Origin of the sequence: Photobacterium kishitanii, from assembly GCF_000613045.3 — a bacterium.
GTDB classification, from domain to species: Bacteria; Pseudomonadota; Gammaproteobacteria; order Enterobacterales; family Vibrionaceae; genus Photobacterium; species Photobacterium kishitanii.
This window is the reverse complement of record NZ_LN794352.1, coordinates 238,136-262,588: the sequence shown is the minus strand read 5'-3', so window position 1 is coordinate 262,588 and position 24,453 is coordinate 238,136. Positions and strand designations below refer to the sequence as shown.

General features: G+C 41.4%; 26 protein-coding genes. 17 read left to right on the top strand and 9 right to left on the bottom strand.

The window, feature by feature from the left end:
* Positions 1-20: 20 nt before the first annotated feature.
* Complete coding sequence (rraA, locus tag PPBDW_RS01420; RefSeq protein WP_036789448.1) at positions 21-506, top strand: ribonuclease E activity regulator RraA; 486 nt, start codon at positions 21-23, stop codon at positions 504-506.
* A 105-nt stretch (positions 507-611) separates the two neighbouring features.
* Here the strand turns inward: rraA and zapB are convergent, their stop codons facing one another.
* Positions 612-854, bottom strand: a complete 243-nt coding sequence (gene zapB, locus PPBDW_RS01415) for a cell division protein ZapB (RefSeq protein WP_036789682.1) — start codon at positions 852-854, stop codon at positions 612-614.
* A 325-nt stretch (positions 855-1,179) separates the two neighbouring features.
* A complete protein-coding gene (locus PPBDW_RS22850; protein ID WP_268801566.1) occupies positions 1,180-1,302 on the bottom strand; it encodes a hypothetical protein in 123 nt (40 codons plus the stop codon).
* A 159-nt stretch (positions 1,303-1,461) separates the two neighbouring features.
* On the opposite strand from PPBDW_RS22850, the gene PPBDW_RS01410 reads away from it, so the two are divergent.
* The 7 genes from PPBDW_RS01410 to tpiA all read left to right on the top strand — a co-directional run bounded on the left by PPBDW_RS01410 (position 1,462) and on the right by tpiA (position 8,154).
* Positions 1,462-2,313: an MIP/aquaporin family protein gene (locus tag PPBDW_RS01410; RefSeq protein WP_036789447.1), complete on the top strand. Its 852-nt coding sequence runs from the start codon at positions 1,462-1,464 to the stop codon at positions 2,311-2,313.
* Between the two features lie 98 nt (positions 2,314-2,411).
* A complete protein-coding gene (gene glpK / locus PPBDW_RS01405; RefSeq protein WP_036789444.1) occupies positions 2,412-3,935 on the top strand; it encodes a glycerol kinase GlpK in 1,524 nt (507 codons plus the stop codon).
* Positions 3,936-4,144: 209 nt separating this feature from the next.
* Positions 4,145-5,152 (top strand): class II fructose-bisphosphatase, encoded by a 1,008-nt coding sequence (glpX, locus tag PPBDW_RS01400; RefSeq protein WP_036789442.1) that lies wholly within the window; start codon positions 4,145-4,147, stop codon positions 5,150-5,152.
* Between the two features lie 205 nt (positions 5,153-5,357).
* Complete coding sequence (locus tag PPBDW_RS01395; RefSeq protein WP_036789439.1) at positions 5,358-5,975, top strand: helix-turn-helix transcriptional regulator; 618 nt, start codon at positions 5,358-5,360, stop codon at positions 5,973-5,975.
* A gap of 13 nt (positions 5,976-5,988) precedes the next feature.
* On the top strand, positions 5,989-6,732 hold the full coding sequence (locus PPBDW_RS01390) for a ferredoxin--NADP reductase (protein ID WP_036789435.1): 744 nt from the start codon (positions 5,989-5,991) through the stop codon (positions 6,730-6,732).
* Between the two features lie 132 nt (positions 6,733-6,864).
* Entirely contained in the window at positions 6,865-7,161 is a 297-nt protein-coding gene (locus PPBDW_RS01385) for a DUF3135 domain-containing protein (RefSeq protein ID WP_036789432.1), read from the top strand.
* A 222-nt stretch (positions 7,162-7,383) separates the two neighbouring features.
* Positions 7,384-8,154: a triose-phosphate isomerase gene (gene tpiA / locus PPBDW_RS01380; protein WP_036789417.1), complete on the top strand. Its 771-nt coding sequence runs from the start codon at positions 7,384-7,386 to the stop codon at positions 8,152-8,154.
* 141 nt (positions 8,155-8,295) lie between these two features.
* Here the strand turns inward: tpiA and pfkA are convergent, their stop codons facing one another.
* Together pfkA and PPBDW_RS01370 are read right to left on the bottom strand one after the other, a co-directional pair.
* Positions 8,296-9,258, bottom strand: coding sequence for a 6-phosphofructokinase (gene pfkA, locus PPBDW_RS01375; protein ID WP_036789415.1), 963 nt, complete (start codon positions 9,256-9,258; stop codon positions 8,296-8,298).
* Positions 9,259-9,766: 508 nt separating this feature from the next.
* A complete protein-coding gene (locus PPBDW_RS01370; RefSeq protein ID WP_036789412.1) occupies positions 9,767-10,240 on the bottom strand; it encodes a Spy/CpxP family protein refolding chaperone in 474 nt (157 codons plus the stop codon).
* Positions 10,241-10,440: 200 nt separating this feature from the next.
* Between PPBDW_RS01370 and PPBDW_RS01365 the strand changes: the two genes are divergently transcribed.
* From PPBDW_RS01365 to PPBDW_RS01355, 3 genes are all read left to right on the top strand, one after another.
* Positions 10,441-11,133 (top strand): response regulator, encoded by a 693-nt coding sequence (locus tag PPBDW_RS01365; RefSeq protein ID WP_036789410.1) that lies wholly within the window; start codon positions 10,441-10,443, stop codon positions 11,131-11,133.
* Complete coding sequence (cpxA, locus tag PPBDW_RS01360; protein ID WP_036789408.1) at positions 11,133-12,506, top strand: envelope stress sensor histidine kinase CpxA; 1,374 nt, start codon at positions 11,133-11,135, stop codon at positions 12,504-12,506. Before PPBDW_RS01365 ends, cpxA begins: the two co-directional genes overlap by 1 nt.
* A 95-nt stretch (positions 12,507-12,601) precedes the next feature.
* Positions 12,602-13,066 (top strand): tRNA (cytidine(34)-2'-O)-methyltransferase, encoded by a 465-nt coding sequence (locus tag PPBDW_RS01355; protein WP_036789404.1) that lies wholly within the window; start codon positions 12,602-12,604, stop codon positions 13,064-13,066.
* A gap of 79 nt (positions 13,067-13,145) precedes the next feature.
* On the opposite strand, the gene cysE is transcribed toward PPBDW_RS01355, so the two are convergent.
* The 4 genes from cysE to PPBDW_RS01335 form a co-directional block, all read right to left on the bottom strand.
* On the bottom strand, positions 13,146-13,982 hold the full coding sequence (gene cysE / locus PPBDW_RS01350) for a serine O-acetyltransferase (protein ID WP_373455546.1): 837 nt from the start codon (positions 13,980-13,982) through the stop codon (positions 13,146-13,148).
* Between the two features lie 154 nt (positions 13,983-14,136).
* Positions 14,137-15,150 carry an NAD(P)H-dependent glycerol-3-phosphate dehydrogenase gene (gpsA, locus tag PPBDW_RS01345; RefSeq protein ID WP_036789400.1) on the bottom strand — a complete coding sequence of 338 codons (1,014 nt, stop codon included), beginning with the start codon at positions 15,148-15,150 and terminating at the stop codon, positions 14,137-14,139.
* A gap of 18 nt (positions 15,151-15,168) precedes the next feature.
* On the bottom strand, positions 15,169-15,639 hold the full coding sequence (gene secB / locus PPBDW_RS01340; RefSeq protein WP_036789397.1) for a protein-export chaperone SecB: 471 nt from the start codon (positions 15,637-15,639) through the stop codon (positions 15,169-15,171).
* Positions 15,640-15,770: 131 nt separating this feature from the next.
* Positions 15,771-16,208, bottom strand: a complete 438-nt coding sequence (locus PPBDW_RS01335) for a rhodanese-like domain-containing protein (protein WP_036789395.1) — start codon at positions 16,206-16,208, stop codon at positions 15,771-15,773.
* A 373-nt stretch (positions 16,209-16,581) separates the two neighbouring features.
* Here PPBDW_RS01335 and gpmM point away from each other — a divergent pair, with 373 nt between their 5' ends.
* Together gpmM and envC are read left to right on the top strand one after the other, a co-directional pair.
* Positions 16,582-18,123: a 2,3-bisphosphoglycerate-independent phosphoglycerate mutase gene (gene gpmM / locus PPBDW_RS01330; protein ID WP_036789394.1), complete on the top strand. Its 1,542-nt coding sequence runs from the start codon at positions 16,582-16,584 to the stop codon at positions 18,121-18,123.
* 7 nt (positions 18,124-18,130) lie between these two features.
* The gene (gene envC, locus PPBDW_RS01325) at positions 18,131-19,423 is read left to right on the top strand and encodes a murein hydrolase activator EnvC (protein ID WP_054261965.1); all 1,293 of its coding nucleotides are present in this window, start codon (positions 18,131-18,133) and stop codon (positions 19,421-19,423) included.
* Positions 19,424-19,472: 49 nt separating this feature from the next.
* On the opposite strand, the gene PPBDW_RS01320 is transcribed toward envC, so the two are convergent.
* Complete coding sequence (locus tag PPBDW_RS01320; RefSeq protein ID WP_045042365.1) at positions 19,473-20,156, bottom strand: TetR/AcrR family transcriptional regulator; 684 nt, start codon at positions 20,154-20,156, stop codon at positions 19,473-19,475.
* Positions 20,157-20,461: 305 nt separating this feature from the next.
* Between PPBDW_RS01320 and lpxM the strand changes: the two genes are divergently transcribed.
* The 4 genes from lpxM to PPBDW_RS01300 are packed head-to-tail and all read left to right on the top strand — an operon-like array spanning position 20,462 to position 24,437.
* A complete protein-coding gene (gene lpxM / locus PPBDW_RS01315) occupies positions 20,462-21,409 on the top strand; it encodes a lauroyl-Kdo(2)-lipid IV(A) myristoyltransferase (protein WP_036789392.1) in 948 nt (315 codons plus the stop codon).
* Between the two features lie 7 nt (positions 21,410-21,416).
* Complete coding sequence (locus PPBDW_RS01310) at positions 21,417-22,610, top strand: O-antigen ligase family protein (RefSeq protein ID WP_036789390.1); 1,194 nt, start codon at positions 21,417-21,419, stop codon at positions 22,608-22,610.
* On the top strand, positions 22,603-23,352 hold the full coding sequence (locus PPBDW_RS01305) for a glycosyltransferase family 25 protein (protein ID WP_036789388.1): 750 nt from the start codon (positions 22,603-22,605) through the stop codon (positions 23,350-23,352). Before PPBDW_RS01310 ends, PPBDW_RS01305 begins: the two co-directional genes overlap by 8 nt.
* Positions 23,353-23,354: 2 nt before the next feature.
* Complete coding sequence (locus PPBDW_RS01300; RefSeq protein ID WP_036789385.1) at positions 23,355-24,437, top strand: glycosyltransferase family 4 protein; 1,083 nt, start codon at positions 23,355-23,357, stop codon at positions 24,435-24,437.
* The last annotated feature ends 16 nt before the right edge of the window (positions 24,438-24,453 follow it).

The following is a 24,453-nucleotide window of genomic DNA, read 5'->3' as shown; positions in this document are numbered from 1 at the left end:
TACCAATAAGAAGCCTGCTCATGGAATATAATACGTCTGAACTTTGTGATATCTATCTCGATCAAGTTGATGTGGTTGAACCTATGTTCAGCTCTTACGGTGGCCGCAGTTCATTTAGCGGTCAAATTACGACTGTGAAGTGTTTTGAAGATAATGGCGTTATTCATGACGTTTTATCTCAGGCAGGCACTGGACGAGTACTATTAGTTGATGGCGGTGGTTCATTACGCCGCGCTTTAATTGATATCGATTTAGCACAATTGGCAGTTGAAAACCAATGGGAAGGATTAATCATTTATGGCAGCGTGCGCCATGTTGATGAGCTTGATGAACTCGATTTAGGCATTCAGGCATTAGCCGCAATTCCTGTTGGTGCTGACCAACAAGTCATTGGTGAAATTGATGTCGCAGTAAACTTTGGTGGGGTAACATTTTTACCTGAAGATCATATTTATGCTGATAATACTGGTGTGATTTTATCTCCAGAAGCATTAGATCTTGATTAATCTATAGCTATAAATATATAACCACTCAATAAAATATCAGCTCGGCATAGCACCCTATTCAAGATGCTATACCGAGCTGATAATCATATTAAACTAAAGATGCGTTTATTCTACGCTATCCATTTTACCTAGTAGCGTACGTACGCGATCTTGCCATACGTTATGCTCGCCACGTAGCTTTTCGTTATCTTGAACAAGACTCTCACGACCAGAGCGTAGTTCTTGTGCTTCCATAGCTAGGCTATCATTTTTTTCTTTTAGTTCATCAATTTCCATTTGTAGCAAAGAAATTGAATCCACAGCCATTTGAACTTTGGCTTCCAATTTTTCCAACATTTCTAGAGACATATTGTTCACCTGATCTATGCCCATATATTTACCTTAACAATTGAAGGTAATTTCTACGAGCAGGGTTATATATATTTACTTACCCGCTATTCTAGCGAGGCAATGACCCGCTGACATCTACATTTCCATTGCATTAGCGTAAATGAATAAAAATCATACAAGTCTGATGTGATTTTTGCAAAGTAAGCTGATATCAACCTAATTTAGCAGTTAAAAACAGCTAAATTCAACGACCTTAAGCACGATTTTCAGCGCTTTAATACCTTCAATACTGCGTTTCACATCCAGCTAGCAATAATGCGATATCTGCGAACTTTCTCAAATTCTATACCACATTACCATGATAATTTAGCGCCGCGATTTTATCTTCCATCGTTGTCACTAAAACCAACAGCTCTAGCGCATTATTAATGTCACGATCAATGATCTCACCCTCTCTAGATGACAATAAAAAGCCACCAAACGCTCACTTTGGAAAATAATTAGCGCTCGAACGCACATTTTTGAGCCATTATTATTTTAAAAAAAAGTAACTCTTGTAAATTATCGAGCATAAAAATAACGAAATACCCTAACCCTACATCACCCATCAAAAGGACTGACAATAATGACAAGTTCCAAACCTAATGCGCTCGTCGGAGAATGTTTTGCGGAATTTATCGGTACTGGATTACTGATATTTTTTGGTGTTGGCTGTGTCGCAGCAATGAAGTTAACTGGCGCGGACTTTGGTCAATGGGAAATAAGTATCATGTGGGGACTTGGTGTTGCCATTGCTATTTATGTCACAGCTGGCGTTTCTGGTGCCCATTTAAACCCCGCAGTTACCATTGCACTTGCCAGTTTCCATGGTTTTAATAAACGTAAAGTGTTGCCGTACATTATGGCGCAGCTATTAGGTGCTTTCGCAGCTGCAGCATTAGTTTACGGTTTATACAGCAACCTCTTTCATGATTATGAAACCAGCCATAATATTATTCGTGGCACAGCTGCTAGCCTTGATACCGCCTCTATTTTTTCAACTTTTCCTCACCCTTCTTTAAGTTTTGGCGGTGCATTTGCAGTTGAATTCACCATTACAGCAGTCTTAATGTTTGCCATTTTAGCCATTGGTGATGATAAAAATGGCGCTCCTCGTGGCGCAATGGGTCCATTGTTGATTGGCTTATTAATTGCAGTGATTGGTGGCTCTCTGGGTCCACTAACTGGTTTTGCGATGAATCCAGCGCGTGATTTTGGCCCTAAACTACTGACTTTCTTTGCCGGTTGGGACAGCATTGCCCTGACGGGTGGTAAAGATATTCCTTACTTTATCGTACCAATTCTCGCGCCAATTTGTGGTGCACTTTTTGGTAGCTGGGCTTACCCTAAATTCATCGGACTTTACCTGCCTGGCAACAAATGTACTCTACCGAATAAATGCGAAGGTAATACTGATACACCCAAGGTTGAAGCATAATATTTTATCCAACAATAAGGTCTAGGAGCCAGTAACCACTGCGCTCTTAGCCAATACCTACTCTACATACATATAATAAAGATAACGAGGAACTCATCATGACTACTGAACGAAAATATATTGTCGCGCTAGATCAAGGAACAACCAGTTCTCGCGCAGTGGTGCTCGATCACAATGCCAATATCGTTTGTTCGTCACAACGCGAATTCACTCAAATCTACCCTAAAGCAGGTTGGGTTGAGCATGATCCTCTTGAAATTTACGCGACTCAAAGCTCCACCATGGTAGAGGCACTTGCTAAAGCTGGCATTCGTAGTGATCAAGTAGCAGCCATTGGTATTACTAACCAACGCGAAACCACTATTGTTTGGAATAAAAAAACCGGTAAACCCGTTTATAACGCTATCGTATGGCAGTGTCGCCGTACCGCTGATATGTGTGAAGAATTAAAACAACAGGGCTTAACTGATTATATTCGTGAAACAACAGGGTTAGTGGTTGACCCGTATTTCTCTGGTACCAAAGTTAAATGGATCCTTGATAACGTTGAAGGGGCTCGTGAGCAAGCTGAAGCGGGTGAATTATTATTTGGCACCGTTGATACTTGGTTAATTTGGAAAATGACCCAAGGCCGTGTTTTTGTTACCGATTACACTAATGCCTCTCGCACCATGTTATTTAATATCAACACCTTACAGTGGGATGAAAAATTACTCGCCGCCCTTAATATCCCCTTATCAATGATGCCAGAAGTCAAAGCCTCATCAGAAGTGTATGGCCAAACTAACATCGGTGGTAAAGGCGGCACTCGAATCCCGATTGCAGGTATTGCTGGTGACCAACAAGCAGCCTTATTTGGCCAAATGTGTGTCTCGGCAGGACAAGCTAAAAATACTTATGGTACCGGCTGTTTCTTACTAATGAACACCGGTAAAGAAAAAGTCACTTCGCATAACGGTCTATTAACTACCCTCGCTTGTGGTCCTAAAGGCGATGTCGCCTACGCGCTTGAGGGGGCGGTATTTATGGGAGGAGCTTCAATTCAATGGCTGCGTGATGAGGTTAAATTACTCAGTGATGCCAACGATTCAGAATACTTCGCAGAGAAAGTTGGTAGTGCTAACGGCGTTTATGTCGTTCCAGCCTTTACGGGTTTAGGCGCACCTTATTGGGACCCGTATGCACGTGGAGCTATTGTGGGTTTAACCCGTGGCGTTAACTCTAATCACATTATTCGTGCCACCCTTGAGAGTGTCGCTTACCAAACCCGTGATGTACTGGATGCAATGCAAGCTGACTCTGGCATTAAACTCGATATATTACGTGTTGATGGTGGTGCCGTTGCTAATAACTTCTTAATGCAATTCCAAGCCGATATTTTAGCAACTGAAGTTCATCGCCCAGTCGTTACTGAAGTTACCGCACTTGGCGCCGCTTACTTAGCCGGTCTCGCTATTGGTTTTTGGGACAGTATTGATGAGCTTAAACATAAATCACAATTAGATCGTAGTTTCACCCCTTGTAGCGACGACAAAAAACGTAATCGCCGTTACCGTGGTTGGCAACGTGCCGTTGAGTGCGCCAAAGGTTGGGCATTTGACGAAGAAGATGACGACGAGTAAGAGTATTTAATTTAATTCCATTGCAGGCCTGCTCGTTATAGCAGGCCTTTTTATTTGCTCTCAACATATAATGCTGATTCTGTTGCGTTAGATCATCAACTGCCAACGTTGACAATCTAATTTCCCACCGTGTTGATAACTCAATTATGCTAGAATTTACGCTAAATTTTTAAACCCTTACACCACCAATTTCTATATCTGGAGTTATCATGAAAGGCGATTTAGCAATAGCATTTGCTCGTGTTACCGAAGGCGCAGCCCTTGCTGGCCATAAATGGTTAGGCCGTGGCGATAAAATTGCGGCTGACAATGCTGCGGTAGAAGTAATGCGAACCCTACTCAACCACACCAATATTAATGGTGAGATTGTTATTGGTGAAGGTGAAATCGATGAAGCTCCAATGCTTTATATTGGTGAGCACGTTGGCTGTGGTGGCTGTGCGGTTGATATCGCGGTCGATCCGATTGAAGGTACCCGCATGACGGCAATGGGACAAAATAATGCCCTGGCCGTACTCGCTGCAGGCGAAAAAGGTAGCCTGTTAAAGGCACCAGATATGTACATGGAAAAACTGGTTGTAGGCCCGCAAGCCAAAGGGGTTATCGATCTTGATAAGCCATTAGCAGATAACTTTGCCGCTATTGCTAAAGCACTTAATAAGCCACTGAGTGAACTCGTCGTAACTATTCTTGCTAAGCCTCGCCATGATCAATTAATCACTGAAATGCACGCGATGGGAGTACGAGTATTTGCTTTCCCTGATGGTGATGTCGCAGCGTCAATTCTCACTTGTATGCCAGAGAGCGATGTTGATGTAATGTATTGTATTGGTGGCGCACCAGAAGGCGTGGTTTCTGCTGCCGCTATCCGCGCATTAGGTGGTGATATGCAAGGTCGTTTACTACCACGTCACCATGTAAAAGGTGATACTGAAGAAAATCGCCGTTTAGGTGAAATGGAAATCCGTCGTTGTGCTGAAATGGGGATTGAACCTAACAAATTACTCCGCCTTGAAGATATGGCTCATAGTGATGATGTTATTTTTGCAGGTACCGGCATCACTAAAGGTGATTTAGTTGAAGGCATTCAACGCCAAGGTAATATTGCGACCACTGAAACACTGCTGATTAGTGGTCAATGCGGCACAATGCGTCGTATCAAATCCAGCTACGACTTAACCCGTCAGGATGATGCCGTTAAGCAACATACGTTATAACGCTTCCAACGTTACGCATAAAAATGCACTGCGGTGCATTTTTTATGCCTATTACCCACTGATTTAGCCCTACTTTAGTAACCACTGTTATTCCATTCTTAAACCTTAGAAGTCCTATTTTTAACTCATTATTATTTTGTAAAGATATTGCTTTATTTAATAAGCTGATCCCATAATATAATAAGAGCAGCAATGATGACTGATTATGAAAACTATTGAAAAAATTCTCTATCACATCAAATGTGATGGCCCTGTTACCGCTAAAGTGTTAGCCGACAAATTCCAATTAACTACCATGGGGGTTCGTCAACATTTACAAGCGATGGAAGAACAAGGGTTAGTCGATTCTTATGATGTAAAAGTCAAAGTTGGACGCCCAACACGCCATTGGCAGCTAACATCTCAAGGCCACCACCGTTTTAGTGATCACCATAGTGAACTTGCGGTACAAACACTCGATGCGGTAAATGATTTATTTGGTCAGCAAGGGTTACAAGCAATCATCGCTAAACGTGAACAACAGACTTTACATCACTATCAGGCCGCTATCGCTGATTGCCATGATTTAAAAAGTAAGCTGGTCACCCTGACAGAACTACGCCAGCATGATGGCTATATGGCTGAACTTATTTGTGATGATAATGGCTTTTTATTAATTGAAAATCACTGCCCTATTTGTCTTGCCGCCAGCCGCTGTCCATCACTTTGTCAGTCTGAGCTGGCTATTTTTCAACAATTATTAGGCAACAGCACACTCATCCAACGTCAAGAGCATATCATTACAGGTCAAAGACGCTGTGCTTATCGAATAACATCCAAATAACGAGGAGGCCACTATGGCTGATTGGATCCCTGCACAAGTTATTGCGAACCGTCACTGGAACCAAGATTTATTCAGTTTATCGCTACGTGCGAACATTGAGCCGTTTAAAGCGGGGCAATTTACTAAACTTGGCATAATGATTGGTGATAACTTGATCCAACGCGCCTACTCGTTTGTTAATCCGCCCCAACAAGCTGATATCGAGATTTATGCCACTCGCGTCGCTGATGGTTTGCTATCACCACGGCTACATGCCTTGCAAGCTGGTGACACCGTCCAAATATCAGCTCGAGCTAGCGGCTTTTTCACCCTTGAAGAGATTGCCAATAGTCAACATTTATGGCTATTTGCAACGGGTACAGCCATTGGGCCGTATCTGTCTATTTTAGGCCAGAAAGAAGTCTGGCATAAATATCGGAAAATTATTCTCATTCATGCGGTGCGCTATGCAGCAGATCTGAGTTACCAAGCTGAAATCAGTGCCCTCAAGCAACAATATGGTGATCAATTAATTGTGCAGCCATTTGTTAGTCGTGAACCGGCGCCATTATGTTTAACGGGCCGTATTCCACAAGCAATTGCTGACGGCCTCTTAGAACGCCATGTCGGCTTATATCTCAGCGCTGAACACAGCCAAGTTATGCTATGCGGTAATCCACAAATGGTGCGTGATACTAAAGCGGTTCTAGAAGCAAAAGGATTAACCAAAAACCTCCGTCGAACACCGGGGCAAATTACCATGGAGCATTATTGGTAATCTAACCGCCCTATAATAATGCGTGTAACTGAGCCTGACTCATCAGGCTCATTCTCAGCAGCGATACTAACGCTACCTTTCAGCATCGACTATCGTTATAGATTGAGGATGTGAGTAAGGGAGAACGAGCGAATGCAATCACTGCCTAATTTTGACCAACTGGTGCACCTCGCAGCGACAGATCCACAACAGTTCACATTATTACGCCAGCGGCTAATTGAACAAACCATCAATCAAGCCAGCCCTGCGATGCAACCGCGATTACGAGCTCAACAAAGTCATATAGATCGACTCATTAGCCACGCCAAAAACCCCCTCCATACCAACATTCTGTTACAACAAGAATTACAACGTCAATTACAGCGTTTCAGCCAAGTACTCCAATCACAATCACCGCAACAACAGGCAAAAATACTGCCATTAAAATGATAAAATCATTACTCGCCCAAGACGGGTGATCCAGCCAAAACGTTACAAAAAAGCGACAAAAAAACGAATATATTGCAATATTCCTCTATTTGTAGTTCACTTTTTGTCTCGAAAAGGGTACAACCGAGCACATTAATGATTTTGGACAGTAAAAATTCAGTTCCGACTGGTATATTTTTACGCAGTTAAGTTAATTACATCATTTAAATTTGGAGAAAAGCTATGCGCCATCCTGTGGTTATGGGTAACTGGAAGCTAAACGGTAGCAAGGAAATGGTCTCTGGCCTGATTAAAGGTCTTGATGCTGCACTTAACGGTGTTGAAGGTGTTGATGTTGCAATCGCACCACCTGTAATGTTCTTAGATCTAGCACAGCAGCTATTAAGCAAAGCTGATAGCAAAATCATTCTTGGTGCTCAAAACGTTGATCTACACAACAGCGGTGCATTCACTGGTGATATCTCACCAGAAATGCTAAAAGAATTCGGCGCAAGCCACATCATCATCGGTCACTCAGAGCGTCGTGAATACCACCACGAGTCTGATGCGTTCGTTGCTGAGAAATTCGCATTCCTAAAAGAAAACGGCCTAACTCCTGTACTATGTATTGGTGAGTCAGAAGCACAAAACGAAGCTGGTGAAACAGTAGCAGTTTGTGCTCGTCAACTTGACGCAGTTATCAACACTCAAGGTGTTGAAGCGCTAAACGGTGCAATCATCGCTTACGAACCAATCTGGGCTATCGGTACTGGTAAAGCAGCAACAGCTGATGATGCACAACGCATCCACGCAGCAATCCGTGCACACATTGCCGCTAAGAGCGAAGATGTTGCGAAGAACGTTGTTATCCAGTACGGCGGTTCTGTTAAGCCTGAAAATGCTGCGGCATACTTTGCACAACCAGACATCGATGGTGCGCTAGTTGGTGGTGCAGCACTTGACGCTGAAAGCTTTGCAGCAATAGCAAAAGCAGCGGCTGAAGCAAAAAAATAATCTCTCTTCATGATTGATTAGATCAAGGCTACCTACGGGTGGCCTTTTTATTAACGCTAATCACAACCTCAATAAAAAGTCATAAAAAAAGGCCGATATCAATATCGACCTTAGTAATTTCAGTAGCTTAATAACGTAATTTTAGAACAGCTTTTCAGCCAATTCGTATAAATCGTTACGTACTGGACGACGCATATTTTCAATCGCATCAATAATATCGTGATGAACCAGTTTTTCACACTGAATACCAACACAACGACCGCCTTCACCTTGCTGTAACAGCTCAACGGCATAAGCACCCATGCGTGATGCTAATACACGGTCAAACGCTGTTGGCTGACCGCCACGTTGGATATGACCTAATACGGTAGCACGTGTTTCACGACCCGTTTCAGCTTCAATGAATTTAGCCAGAGCGTTAACATCTGTCATTAACTCTGTGATCGCGATAATAGCGTGCTTCTTACCTTTAGCGATACCTTCATTGATGTGAGTGATCAACTTATCTTTATCAAGACCCGTTTCAGGAGTAATGATGTACTCACAACCGCCAGCAATCGCTGACATTAGGGTTAGATCACCACAATGGCGGCCCATTACTTCTACAATCGAAATACGCTGGTGAGAAGATGACGTATCACGCAAACGGTCAATTGCATCAATAACGGTATTCATTGCCGTCATGTAACCGATTGTGTAATCAGTTCCAGCAACATCATTATCAATTGTTCCTGGAATACCAATACAAGGGTAACCCATTTCAGTTAGCTTCTTCGCGCCCATGTATGAGCCATCGCCACCGATAACAACTAATGCATCAATACCGTGCAACTTTAGGTTCTCAATCGCTTTTTCACGAACTTCTACTTCACGGAATTCAGGAAAACGTGCTGAACCTAAAAATGTACCGCCTTTGTTAATCACATCGGAGACACTTTGACGATCAAGCTGTTTAATACAGTTGTTATATAGACCTTGGTAGCCATCATAAATACCGTAAACTTCTAGACCTTCTGTCAACGCTGCACGAACTACGCCGCGAACCGCTGCATTCATACCAGGTGCGTCACCACCACTGGTCAAAACACCAATCTTCTTAATCATGGTTACCCTCTGACTTTGGGAATTGAAAAATCAAATCCAGCACGATATACCGAGGTTCCCCCACTCGGTATCACAGTTGATAACTATCATACTGTGTTCGTGAAAACTGAAACTTTTCTACTTATGTAGAAGTATTACAATTTTAATGAAATAGTTTGTTGATTCATATCACGCTAGCTCGTCACTTCCCCGTCGGCCAATACTCATAATCCGTCATCATGATTATTTTTATAATTTTTTGAATAAACCTATAATAACTAATAATAGGTGACGGCATTAATGATTGAGGAAATGAAGGCGATAATTAATATCACGCAGTATAGCCGTTTTATAATAAAAATTAATAACAAAACCTATCATAAAAATACAATTACTGCCTTGTTCTCATACTATTTCAGAGCAAAGATCTAAAAAAAACCATCAAATAATAAACTTAATATCAAAAACAAAAAAAGCCATAGTAGAGACTATGGCTAATGAGCACTGCATAACACTTAACTCACCCTAATTAGTGATGTTGTTTAGCTTCCAGACGCATAAAATGTTTTTCTGACTGCTGTTGCTTAAGCTCAACATATTTTTGCTTTTGCTCTGAGGTTAGAATATTCAGCATTTTATGGCGCTGTTCTAACATCGCAACTCGACGTTCAACCTGCTGCTGCGACATTTTTTCAGCCACAGCACGTACTGCTGACTCATCAAAATTACTCGCTAAAACTAGCTTTTCAAGTTGTTGCTGCTCAGCTCGCATCACTTTATGATTTTCAGCGCGTAGTGCTTTGTACTCACTGCGATTGGCTTGACGTAGCGTTTTCATTTCTTGTTTTTGGGTAGCCGTTAGATCTAACTGACTAAAAAGCTTACCGCCATGATGACCTTTCTTCATCCCGTCATGATGATCTTGACCCGCAAAGGCTGACATAGAGCCCAACGCTAATGGTAATGCCATCGCGATAACAATTGTTTTATTAAATATTTTCATTGTGGTTTCTCCAGCATTATTATTTGAAAAATCGCCGTATTGTATGGCTTGATGATTATCATAGCGTGTGGAAGGTAAAACGCTGTCTAGCAAACGTAAACTAGCGTAAAGCTAAGACAACTTAACTTGGCGTACAGACAAAGATTAGCGATACTAAAGCCACTTAATTGGATGATCGCATTACATTTTAGGACTTCACGATGGCAAAAATTCTCTTAGTCGATGACGATATAGAACTGACCGCACTCCTTAAAGATATTCTCGAGTTAGAAGGCTTTGAGGTTGAAGAAGCTAACAATGGTATTGAAGGCTTAGAAAAAATCGATAGCAGTATTGATTTGATCTTACTTGATGTAATGATGCCGAAAATGAATGGCACTGAAATGTTACGCCGCTTGCGAGAAAAACATACCACGCCAGTAATGATGCTAACCGCCAAAGGTGATGAAATTGATCGAGTGCTTGGATTGGAACTCGGCGCCGATGACTATTTACCTAAACCTTTTAGCGATCGTGAGTTGCTCGCTCGTATGCGCGCGGTACTACGGCGTACCCAAGCAAATACTGATACCAAAACCAGTAATAGCGAGTGCCTTGTTTATCAAGATCTAACGATTTACCCCGGCCGACAAGAAGTGCTATGTAATCAGCAACCGATTGAAATGACAGGTACTGAGTTAGCTCTGCTGAGCTATTTTGTGCAGCACCCAGGTAAAATTATTGCCAAGGAAGAGCTCAGTCTTGAAGTACTTGGAAAACGTCTCGCCCAATTTGATCGCGCGATTGATATGCATGTCTCAAACTTACGCAAAAAATTACCGGTGCGCAGTGACGGCAAACCACTGATAAAAACTCTGCGTGGCAAAGGCTATTTATTGGTTGAGGCAATGTAATGAGAGTGCCCGGCTTTACGCACCTTTACGGGCGTATCTTTGCTATTTTCTGGACCACACTCTTAGTGGTTGTGGTCACACTCGTACTGATGTTTCAATACGATCCTCGCTCAGTACAACCGATCCCCGACCATCAATTACAACGGCTGCAATCACAAGCATTACAAGTTAACCAACGCTTAGACAACCATCACTCACTCAGCTATGCCAAGCTCATCACACGCGTGAAAGCACTAACAAAACGCCGAGATAGCCATAATAGTCAGCTCTACTTCACGACTGTCGAGGGCGATATTATTGCGCCTCAAAAACACACTAAAGCACTGCGGAATTTTATTACTATCGCAGATAACCCAGATAAGCCTCAACAACGACTTTATGGCCGCTGGCTGATTGCTGGCCCTTTTGTGATCACTACCGAGCAACAACCGCTATTTATGTATAGCGGTCAAGTTTGGCGTGGCGCACCGCCATTTTTCGTCCAAATAATGGATAAGCCATTTAAACTATTACTGGTTACTATGCTAGTCAGCACCCCGTTCCTATTATGGCTAGCATGGGCAGTAACGCGTCCGGCACGACGACTACAACAAGCAGCGGAGCGAGTTGCCCGCGGTGAATTTGCAGCGGATCCAACCTTAGAACAAGGGCCGGAAGAATTTAAGCAAGCAGGAGCAAGCTTTAACCAAATGGTCGATGCGCTTAATAACATTATTAGTGGTCAGCAGCGGTTGTTATCGGATATTTCCCATGAATTACGCTCACCATTAACTAGGCTCCGTATGGCAACAGCTCTGGCACAACGAAAGCAAGGCCAAAGCAGCGAACTATCAAGAATAGATACCGAAGCTGAACGGCTAGAGAAAATGATCGGTGAATTATTAGAATTGTCACGGATGCAAGTTAATAGCCACCAACAGCAACAAATAGTCGATAGCCATAGCCTCTGGTATGAAATGTTAGAAGATGCCCGCTTTGAAGCTGAGCAGCACCATAAAACCTTAACCTATAATCATCTCCAAAATTGGCAACTCAAAGGCAATCCTAACTTATTGATCAGTGCGCTAGAGAACGTGATCCGTAATGCCATTAAATATGGTGATGATGTCATTGAGATTACATTTACCCACCAGCCACAACAATTATTAATCACTATCGATGACAATGGTGAAGGGGTACCAAATGATGAACTTGATGACATTTTTAGGCCATTTTATCGCGTTTCAACCGCCCGCGATCGTAGTAGTGGTGGAACGGGATTAGGGCTGGCAATAACAGAAAGTGCACTCCGCCAGCATAGTGGTAGCATCAAAGCGACTTCAAGCCCACTCGGTGGATTACGAATCAGCATGACATTACCTCTCGCTCGTTAAGCACTAAGGTTTAGCTTACGTACAAAGATGATTGCTTGTTGACGTTACGCTTGTCACAATATGGCTTCTTTGGCACTAAATAAAGCAGAATAACTATGTTTGATATTGCGTTATACGAACCCGAAATCGCCCCCAACACTGGCAATATTATTCGCCTTAGTGCTAATTGTGGTGCTAATTTACATTTAATTGAGCCACTAGGGTTTGATTTAGAAGAAAAGAAATTGCGCCGTGCTGGCTTAGATTATCACGACCTGACCCATGTTTATCGCCATAAAAACTTCGAGGCTTTTATGGAAGCAATGGCGGGGCGTCGAATTTTTGCTTGTACCACTAAAACCACTAACTATCATGTTAATGCAACGTTTGCTGAAGGTGATGTATTGTTATTTGGTCCAGAAACTCGCGGTTTACCGGCTGAATTTATTGCCAGCTTACCGTTAGAGCAACGATTACGGATACCAATGCAACCCGATAGCCGCAGTTTAAACCTCTCAAATGCGGTAGCAATTATTGCTTTTGAAGCCTGGCGTCAGTTAGACTTTGGTGGCGCTATTTAGTTAGCATTACCCATTTATATCTATCAAAAAGGCGATCTTGTGATCGCCTTTTTAGATAGTGATACTAATAATTTGTTATTTAATCAATATTATTAAATACTTCGTTAGCACCATTAAATTGTTGATCCATTTCTGTCGCAGGTTTGGCAGTCTTCGGTCGGCCAACCACAATTGCAGGTACACCAGCAACCGTTGTATGGGGTGGCACTGCTTCTAATACCACCGAGCAAGCGCCAATTTTAGCTCCAGCACCAACTTCAATATTACCAAGCACCTTGGCACCCGCACCTATCATCACCCCTTGACGAATTTTAGGGTGGCGATCACCACTTTCTTTACCAGTACCGCCTAAGGTGACATCTTGTAGAATAGAAACTTCATCTTCAATAACTGCCGTTTCACCAATGACAATCCCAGTGGCATGGTCAAACATAATGCCGCAGCCTATCTTAGCCGCAGGGTGAACATCCACCTGACACGCCACTGATATTTGATTTTGTAAATAAACGGCTAGCGCTCTACGATTTTGCTTCCAGAGCCAATTAGCAACTCGATAGCCTTGCAGAGCATGACAGCCTTTAAGGTAAAGTAATGGAATAGAATAAGCATCAATCGCGGGATCACGCTCAACAACCGCGCGAATATCACAGGCTGCAGCCTCAACAATATTACTATCACTAACGAAGGCTTCTTCTATTACTTCACGTACCGCCATCGCTGGCATTGATGGTGTTGCCAGTTTATTGGCTAAGATATAACTCAATGCTGATGCTAAGTTTTCATGCTTAATTATGGTGGCATGATAAAAACTCGCAAGCATAGGTTCTTGTTCGGCTTGCAGTCGTGCTTCCTGCTCGATCGCTTGCCATAATTGATATTGCTGACATTCCTTCACGAGTCCCTCTGCCTCACTCATTATTTTAATAATTAGTTAATTGGTGACACTTGTAGAATAACTATCACAACCAGAAAACTGAACTTTATTGTATTTTAGTACAGTTATAAAAAATAACGCGAGCCTAAGCTCGCGTTATCTAATAGATACCAGTTATCACCCTCAACAAGCAACTTTATTCGTACTTTTTCTCACGTGCGAGTAAATCTTTTGCTGCTTCTCGAGCATCTTTACCAAGATACAGTACTTGATAAATTTGTTCGGTAATTGGCATTTCAACTTGATGTCGTTGAGCCAATAACCACACTTCTTTAGTATTGCGATAACCTTCAACAATTTGACCAATATCCTGCTGAGCTTGCTCAACACTGCAACCATGACCAAGTGCTAAACCAAAACGGCGGTTACGCGATTGATTATCGGTGCATGTCAGTACCAAATCGCCAAGACCAGCCATTCCCATAAAGGTTTCTGGTTGTGCCCCAAGCGCAGCACCTAGACGACACATTTCAGCCAGACCACGGGTGATCAAAGCTGTACGAGCATTAGCACCAAAGCCAATACCGTCCGACATACCAGCGCCAATCGCGATCACATTTTTAACCGCACCACCAAGCTGCATCCCAATAAAATCACTGTTGCTATAAACACGGAATGTCTTATCGCAATGGATTTTTTGTTGCAGATCAGCGACAAACTCACTATCAGGTGAAGAAACTGCAATCGCTGTTGGCATACCCGCCGCGAGCTCTTTAGCAAACGTCGGCCCAGACAACACCGCTAACGGTATATGTTCACCCAAAACTTCAACTGCAACATCTTTAAGTAAACGCCCAGTGTCAGGTTCAAGTCCTTTGGTTGCCCAGCAGATACGAGAGTCTGGACGTAAAAAAGGTTTCATTTGCGCAAGTACTCCACCAAAAACATGGCTTGGTACTACCACCAACACATCACGACTACCTTCGACAGCAGCTTGTAAGTCTGACGTTAAAATCAGCGAATCAGGAAAACTCACCCCAGGAAGAAACGCTTCATTGGCACGATCGATTTCCAATTGCGCCATATGTTGAGGCTCATGGCCCCACAAAATGACATTGGCACCATTTCTGGATAATGCAATTGCTAATGCTGTACCGTAAGATCCAGCGCCTAACACTGCCATCGAAATCGTATTATTAACGTTCATCATATTGGTCACTTTTACAAATTAAGCTTCTGAATTAGCAGTATTTGCTTCAGCTTGGTTTTCTAGGTAGTTCATGAATAAAGCATCAAAGTTTACTGGTGCTAAGTTCAATTGTGGGAACGTACCTTTAACCACTAGGCTAGAAATTGTTTCACGCGCGTATGGGAACAAAATGTTCGGGCAGAATGCGCCTAGGCAATGTGCTAGTTGTGGTGCTTCCATACCTGCAACTGTGAAAATACCAGCTTGCTGTACTTCACATAAGAACGCATTTTCTTCTTCGTTCTTCACTGTTACGGTTAGACGAAGTACTACTTCATATACGCCTTCAGCTAATTCACGGCTTTGAGTATCAAGATCCAATTTCACATCTGGATTCCATTCTTTTTGGAATACGTCAGGTGAGTTTGGCGCTTCAAAAGACACATCTTTTAGGAATACGCGTTGAATTTGGAAGTTTTGTTGTGCTTCGGTATTTGCTGCTTCAGCCATTTTTGGAGTCCTTTATAAATACTCGCTACCACGAGCTATTAATTACACTAGCAACTGTGTATTCCACAGGCTGCATTAATTTAGATCGTTATTTCACACCCAATAAGGCTGCAAAACCACCTTGAATAAGATTATTTTTTCTTACTTGCAACAAGCGGTAAGTTTGCTTCATTCCAAGCAATAAGACCGTCTTTTAAAACATTGACGTTAGTAAAACCATCTTTGCTAAGCTGGTTTGCTGTCTCTTGTGCCGTCTGACCTGTCTTACATACAACAATAATTGGGGCAGCTTTGTGTTTTTCAAGCTCTGGGGTGTTTTGACGTTGAATTTGGCTTGGTAAAATGTGAACTGAGCCGACAATATGACCTTTACGGAAGTCATCGCGATTACGAATATCAAGAAAAATACCCTCTTCAGAATTCACTAAAGTGGTCGCTTCATTAATACTAATCGTTTTGTATTTAGCATTTTTCTCTTTTACCATCATGCTAATCAGTGCAATTACGATACCAATCCAAGCTAATGATAAAACAGGGTTACTAGTTAAAAATTCAATATATTGATGCATTTACTTTACTCTATTGTCATGATTCACTATTGCAAGCCATGATATTACGGTCTAAAAAAATGAGTGTGAGTATACCTAGGTTGCTGATCTTGTAACAGCATCCTTGAGTATAAAAGCTTATTGACTGATGACCTATCAATGAAATAGAAAAAAACTGTGATCTAGGGCTTACACTTTGATCAATAAATGCCTATATTCGACTGACAGTATAAACTCACTAGCGATGATTTAGTTGTATCTAACCCTACTGCTTTAATGTGCTTTTGTAGTAAAATCATGATAATTATTATATCAATTACCTTAAAGGGTGTTTAATACAGTGCGCCTATTAAGGTAATTCATGTATTTTTATTAATTCGAAGAGGGACAGGATATGTCTGCCAAGAAACCACTTGCACTTGTTATTCTAGATGGCTGGGGCTACCGCGAAGATAACGCTAATAACGCGATTGCAAACGCTAACACACCCGTAATGGATGAGTTAATGGCGAACAATCCTAATACGCTTATTGCCGCATCAGGTCTAGAAGTCGGCCTACCTGAAGGTCAAATGGGTAACTCTGAAGTTGGCCATACTAATATCGGTGCAGGCCGTGTGGTATATCAAGATCTTACTCGTATTACGAAAGCAATTGGTGATGGTGAGTTTTTTGAAAACGAAGCATTAGTTAATGCAATTGATAAAGCAGTAAATACTGGTAAAGCGGTTCATATTCTAGGTCTAGTTTCTCCTGGTGGCGTACACAGCCACGAAGACCATATTGCAGCTGCTATTGAAATGGCAGCAAAGCGTGGCGCAGAGAAAATTTACCTGCATGCTTTCCTTGATGGCCGTGATACACCACCACGTAGCGCACAACACTCACTTGAGCGTTTTGATGCCCTATTTGCAAAACTAGGTAAAGGTCGTACAGCCTCTCTAGTTGGTCGTTACTACGCAATGGATCGTGATAATAACTGGGATCGCGTTGAAGTAGCTTACAACCTACTTACTGCTGCTAAGGGTGAATTTACGTTCGCTAATGCAACAGAAGGTCTAGCGGCAGCTTACGAGCGTAGCGAAAACGATGAGTTCGTTAAAGCAACAGAACTACGTGCTGAAGGCCAAGAAGCTGCTATTATGGCTGATGGCGATAGCGTTATCTTCATGAACTACCGTGCTGACCGTGCGCGTGAAATTACCCGTACGTTTGAGCCTAACTTCACTAGCTTTGCGCGCGCGCAGTTCCCGCAATTAGCTGACTTTGTGATGTTAACTCAATACGCAGCAGATATTGAACTAACCACTGCTTTTGCACCGGCTAGCCTAGAAAACACATTAGGTGAGTGGCTATCGAAGAAAGGCAAAAAACAGCTACGTATTTCTGAAACTGAAAAATACGCTCACGTTACTTTCTTCTTTAACGGTGGTAAAGAAGACGAGTTTGATGGTGAGTCACGTTCACTGGTTGCATCACCAAAAGTAGCGACTTACGATCTTCAACCAGAAATGAGCTCACCAGAGCTAACTGAAAAATTAGTTGCTGCAATTAAGAGTGGCGAATTTGACGTTATTATCTGTAACTACCCTAACGGTGACATGGTTGGTCACACTGGCGTTTATGATGCTGCCGTTAAAGCTTGTGAAGCACTCGATAGCTGTATTGGTCAAGTTGTTGCTGCAATCAAAGAAATGGATGGCCAGTTATTAATTACTGCCGATCATGGTAACGCTGAAATGATGGTTAACCCTGAAACGGGTGGCATTCATACTGCACACACTAACTTACCAGTACCATTAATTTACGTAGGTAATAAAAACCTCGATCTTAAGTCTGGCGGTAAGCTTTCTGATCTAGCGCCAACAATGCTATCGCTAACAGATATCGAAATCCCTGCAGAGATGTCTGGTCAGGTGCTATACAATCTGAAATAATTATCTCATGCGGGATATTATCAATAGACACCTCAACCTAAAAATCCGCGCCAGTGCTTTATGCACTGGCGCTTTTCTATGCGTGGTATTTGCAGCCCCATGTGCAGCATCCAGTCAAAAACAGCTTGATGGCGTAAAACAGGAAATATCACGCCAAAAAAATCAGCTCGACAGTAAGCAGCAAACCTATGCCGCCTTACAAAAACAACTTAAACAACACGAACTGGATATCGCTCAAACTGCTAATAAAATCCACCAAACTAATGACTTGTTAGCGACAATAACACAGTCAATTACTCAGCTCGAACAACAACAGTTGCAGCTACAACAACAGCAACAACAGCAACTTGACGTCCTAAAAACCCTGATTAACGCACAATATCGTCAAGGTAATAACAGTGATATCGCTAACCTTCTCAGTGGCGAAAACTCGGCCAAATTAGATCGAATGACAACCTATGCCGAGTATGTCAGTAAAGCGCGCGCCAGTGCTATTGATGCACTCGATGCGACCAAAACCGAATTACAGCTTAAAATCCATACTCTTGCTGAACAAAAAACAGAGCAACAACAAGCACTCACTGAGCTTAATCAGCAGAAACAGCAGCTTGATGGCCAACAACAATCGCGCCAACTGACGCTCAATAAAATAAAATCGCAAATCCAAACCAGCACTGAAGCATTAGCCGACTTACGTGCAGATGAACAAAACATGTTAGCAGCAATAGCAAAAGCGAAAGCAGAAGCTGAAGCACGCGCAAAAGCGGAAGCCGCTGCACGAGCGAGAGCAGAAGCTGAAGCGCAAGCTCGAATAGCCGCAGCTAAAGAAGCAAAAGCGAAAGCCATTGCAGAAGCGCAAGCCAGACAGCTCAATGCACGCTACGCTAAAATGCAAGTACCGATGGATGGACTCGCGAGTCACAAAGGCAAGCTAATATGGCCACTGCGAGGACCAATTATTCATAATTATGGTGCACCATTACAACGTGAGTTGCATTGGAAAGGAATGGTGATCAGTCAACCTCTTGGGAGCCAAGTAAAAGCTATTTACTCAGGTAAAGTGGTCTTTGCTGATTGGCTGCGAGGTTATGGCCTGATGATCGCGATTGATCATGGCAAAGGTGATATGAGCTTCTATGGTTATAACCAGACACTACTTAAGAAAATTGGCGACACCGTGCAAGCGGGTGAACCAATAGCCTTAGTGGGTGACAGTGGTGGCCAAGAGCAACCTGGATTGTACTTCCAGATCCGCCGTAAAGGCACTCCAGTTGATCCGCGTCCATGGCTACAACGTTAATATAGCCACTACAACGAAAAAGGTTGGTCATAAGACCAACCTTTTGCAGTTATAACTCACCTGTCATCATTTTTTGTTCTTGCTCTAAATACTTTTGTTCTTGTTCTAAATAATGGTGCTGCAATATCGCTACCCGCTGTTGACCTAGCTCGGTTGCTAATGGGCGCACTATATTCAACATTTGTTGCACACCGTGGTAAATCACTGTTTGAGTTATTTTAGCGCCCGCTACTTGAGTTGTTTGATAACTGATCCATGATGAAGCCACCAATTTTAACGTATCAGCCAATACTTTAAGATCAACATCCGCTAATGCAATCAGACCTGCATCACGAAAATTAATCATAATTTGACTAATATTAACCTGAAGTTGCGTTTGCACCGCCAGATATTTAGCTTGTAAAGCAGCATCTCGGCGTAAGATATCAGGCAAATTGGCATAGAAAAAACGGTAACGCCACATCAATAGAAACACCGCATCGAGATAACGCAGCAAACTATCTTCTATTGCTTCAACTTCAGCGACATCAACTGGCTCAAAACTGATGGTTAAATCAATAGCGTATTGATCAAAAATACAATGAATAATTTGTTCTTTATTGCGAAAATGATAATACAAATTACCAGGGCTGATCCCTAAATCGGCAGCAATATGGTTAGTGGTTACATTGGGTTCACCATGGTCATTAAACAACGCCAATGCTGCATGAATAATTCGATCGCGGGTTTTCATATTATTATCATCCTTCGCCCTTGCACTACATATAATGTTATCATAATTTAGTATTTATCATCTTAGTAGGAACAATAAAATCCATGCCTTATCTAACCCAATGAATGGCATTAATCATTATCAAATAAATGACTACTGAGATTAATATGTAAAGCAAATGATTTAATTAATTATCATTTAGCTTCTATTTAATACTGGTCGAATATCACTAAACGGCCATAATAACGACTAAGTCATACGTACCCAAATACACTGTGGCATGGTATTCGCCAACACTATAACTTCGTGAGATAGACGTAATTTATATGACTAAAAACCATTACGACAAGCAAGCCTATAACCCTCAGTTTGAGTGGTCTTTTGTGCATCCTCGCTATTGGGGAACATGGCTCGCAGTGATGATTGCTTCACTATTGAGTTTACTGCCCCATAACGTACGCCGTTCACTGGCGACCGTTTTTGCCAAACAAGCCATTAAACTAAAAAGTGGTGCTAATCATCGTGCTCGAGTTAACCTTAAAATGTGTTTCCCTGAAAAATCAGAAGCAGAGCGAGAACAAATTTTATTGCAAAATTTGATCACCGCAGGCAGCTTTCTATCTGGTTTCGCAGCACTATCGGTACGCAATAAAACTTGGCTTGAGCAACATACCATTATTCGCGGCATGGAAAATCTCACCAGCCTAACAGAGCAACAACAAAGTGTTATTCTATTAGTCCCGCATACGTGGGCGATTGATATTCCTGCGGTACTGCTAGCCTCACGTGGGTTACCTGTATCTGCGATGGCAAAAAAGCAAAAAAACCCAGTATCAGATTGGTTGATGCATCGCCAACGGGTGCAATACGGCGGCCGTGTCTATGAACGTAGTGGCGGCATCAAACCTTTTATTAAATCTGTGCGTGAAGGCTACTTAGGCTATTACCTACCCGATGAAGATTTAGGGCCAGAGCACAGTGTGTTTGTGGATTTTTTTGGTACCACTAAAGCCACAATGGCAGGCTTAGGTCGACTATCAAAATTAAGCCGTGCCAAAATTGTACCGCTGTTTGCGATGTATAATAGTGAAACAGGAATGTATGAATTGGATTTTTATCCAGCGCTACCCTTCCCTGCAGAAACAGAAGAGCAAGATGCACGAATGATGAACCAATGTATTGAGCAATATGTTAATCAGCGTCCAGAACAATATATGTGGATTCTACGCTTGTTGAAGACGCGTCCTAATACTAATGAAAAGCCTTATAATTGAGAATAATATGTTTAAAAAGTATTTAATTAATGGATTAATATTATTACCTTTTATTTGGCTTTCTAGTGGAATGTTAATATTACGCAATGGCGACAAAACAATGGTTGCCATGGTTATTATATCTTTAATAACCACACTTCTTGTTTATGGTTTTACAACATTAAAAAACAATCTATCAACCAATAAAATATTATGGTTATTATTTATAATTTGTGGCTACTTTTTATTCTCATATTATTACCATGGCCTAAGCTCTCGTGAAATAAGAGCTTTTATTACAGCAACACTATTCGTGGCTATTTTCCCTTCATCACAACTAACAAAAAAAGTAATCATTACTCTGACAGTTATTAGTGCTGTCATCAGTTTTTGCTTTGCTTATTATTGTATGATTTACATGCATTGGGATCGTTCAATTTGGCCCATAAATGCAATACCTTATGGTACTTTAATTGCAGGTATTAGTGTAATTGCTTTAAGTCTCTGTCTAACATCGACAAACAATAAAGAAAAAACAATTACATTCTTGGCCTTTATACTCAGCAGTTATGCTCTAATAATTACAGAAAGTAGAGGTGTTTGGCTCGGTTATCTCTTTGCCCTTGCCGTTATATTCATAACTTTTATGTCCACGAAAAAAATAAAAATCACTTGGCGTAGTACTATTGTCGCTATTGCTGTGATCGCTGGAGTTTCAGTTATAAGTAAACCTCTAATTTCTCAACGACTATCACAAACACAACAAGAATATAGCAACATCAAATCAGGGGATTTAGATACATCCTTTGGTTTACGACTACAAATGTGGCAATCAGCGCCAATGATCATAGAACATCATGAGCTGTTAGGCCAAGGTAATCAATATTTAAAAGTACTAGATAAACTATATAATCAAAAGCGTATTTCTAACTATTTATATATTAACCAACCACCACATTTTCATAATCAATATGTTGATTATGTTGTTAAAAAAGGCATTATTGGCTTAATACTACTCATTTTCTTATTAGTGCTGCCATTATGCCCATTAAAGAACACCTCAACACTACAACGTTATATAGCCATCAGTTTAGTATCTCTATTCGCAGTTGCTTCCTTAACTGATGTACCTCTTAATCACGGCCAAACTATTTTTATGTATATTTTTTGGCTTGGATGTTTTACTTCAACATCAAACAATGAGCATGTAGATCATGACTAATATTTTTATTATCAATATTCCATCATCAGTACACCGTAAAGAAAATATTAGTCATCAATTAGATAAATTAGGTCTTACCTATCAATTTTTTGATGCCGTTAATGGCCACAAAGATAATCACCCCTTATTCGCTATGTATGATGATCAATTGAGCCAAGCATATCGAGGTAAATCACTCAGTAAAGGCCAACTAGGTTGTTATGCCAGTCATTACCTATTATGGCAAAAGTGTATTGAATTAAATCAACCAATTATTATTTTAGAAGATGACGCACTTATTTATCCAAAACCGTTTATGGATATTATCAATAACATGCCATTATTGACAAAAAAATATGAGTGTATTCGTTTATTCGATAACAAAAGACCGAATTTTTTTAAACTGAAACAAATGATCTTACCGCATACCAGCATTTATAAATTCAGTAAAGGCCATATGAGCGCTACTGGGTATTTACTCACCCCTGTAGGTGCTAAAAAATTATTAGAAAATTCAAACAAATGGTATATGGCCGTCGATATTTATATGGATCGTTTTTGGGTAAATCACCTAGAATGCTATGGTACAGTACCAGCGTGCTTAACCAATGATCCTGCTTTTGATTCTGATATTGGTTATGGGAAACGAGCACCTCGCAGCCTATCTTGTAAAATAAAACGTGAAGTATTCAATTTTCAAGAATTAATCCGTCGCGAGTATTACAACATTAAGTTCATTTTTAAAATGACATTCAAGAGATAACAATGAAAATTCTAGTTGCTAGCTCATATCACCACGCATGGAACAGCGTTCGCCCTGAGGCGGAAATGTTAATTCAAATGGTGAAGCAAGGACATCAAGTAACCGTTGCAACCCAAGGAGATGCTGACTATGTCGCTCGCTTTCGTGACCATGGCGTCAAAATCATTGATTGTTATCCAACCAAGAAAATTTGTCCTAAAACCATACGTACGTTACATCATGAACTTAAAACCGGTAGCTACGATATTTGCTATGGATTTAATTCAAAAACAATTCCTAATGCGGCTTTTGCTTGCATAGGTACTCAAGCGAAAATGATCACTTACCGTGGAACAACGGGAGGATTATATCGTCATGATCCAACCGCTTATCTCACCCATCTTCATCCCAAAGTCCAAGGTGTTATTTGTGTTTCAAACGCTGTCCGTGATGATGTACGCCAACATGTTCTATGTAATCCAGATAATGTGGTAACTATTTATAAAGGACACCAATTAGCATGGTATAACGTTGATCCAACCACACGTGCCAGTTTTAACCTTACAGATAATGACATTATCGCTGTGTGTGCTGCACATGTTAGACCCAGTAAAGGTATATCAGTACTGATTGAAGCGACCCATCATATAAAGAATCCTGATTTTCAGCTCTTACTTATCGGTAGTGGTTTTGAACCATATTTTGATGAAATAAAACAAAGCCCAATGGCTGAACGAATTCATATTATCGGTCATCGTCAAGATGTTCCTTCTATTATGGCTATGGCAGATTTTCAAGTACAGCCATCAATCAGTGGAGAGGGCCTGCCGCGTACAATTATAGAAGCAATGGCAAATGGTACCACGTCTGTCGTTACGACAACCGGAGGTTCACCTGAATTAGTTGATGATGGTAAAACAGGATATGTTGTTCCTGTTGGTGATGCGGCGGCATTTGCAGAAGCGATGAATAAACTAATTAATGATAAAAATAAAATCCAACAGTTTAGTCTCGCAGCAAAAGAGAAATTAGATCATGAATTTAATGCCACAGAAACGGTACGCAACCATATCGCGTATTTTAACCGTATTCTTCAACAAAAATAAGCAAGGCTGCAATTAT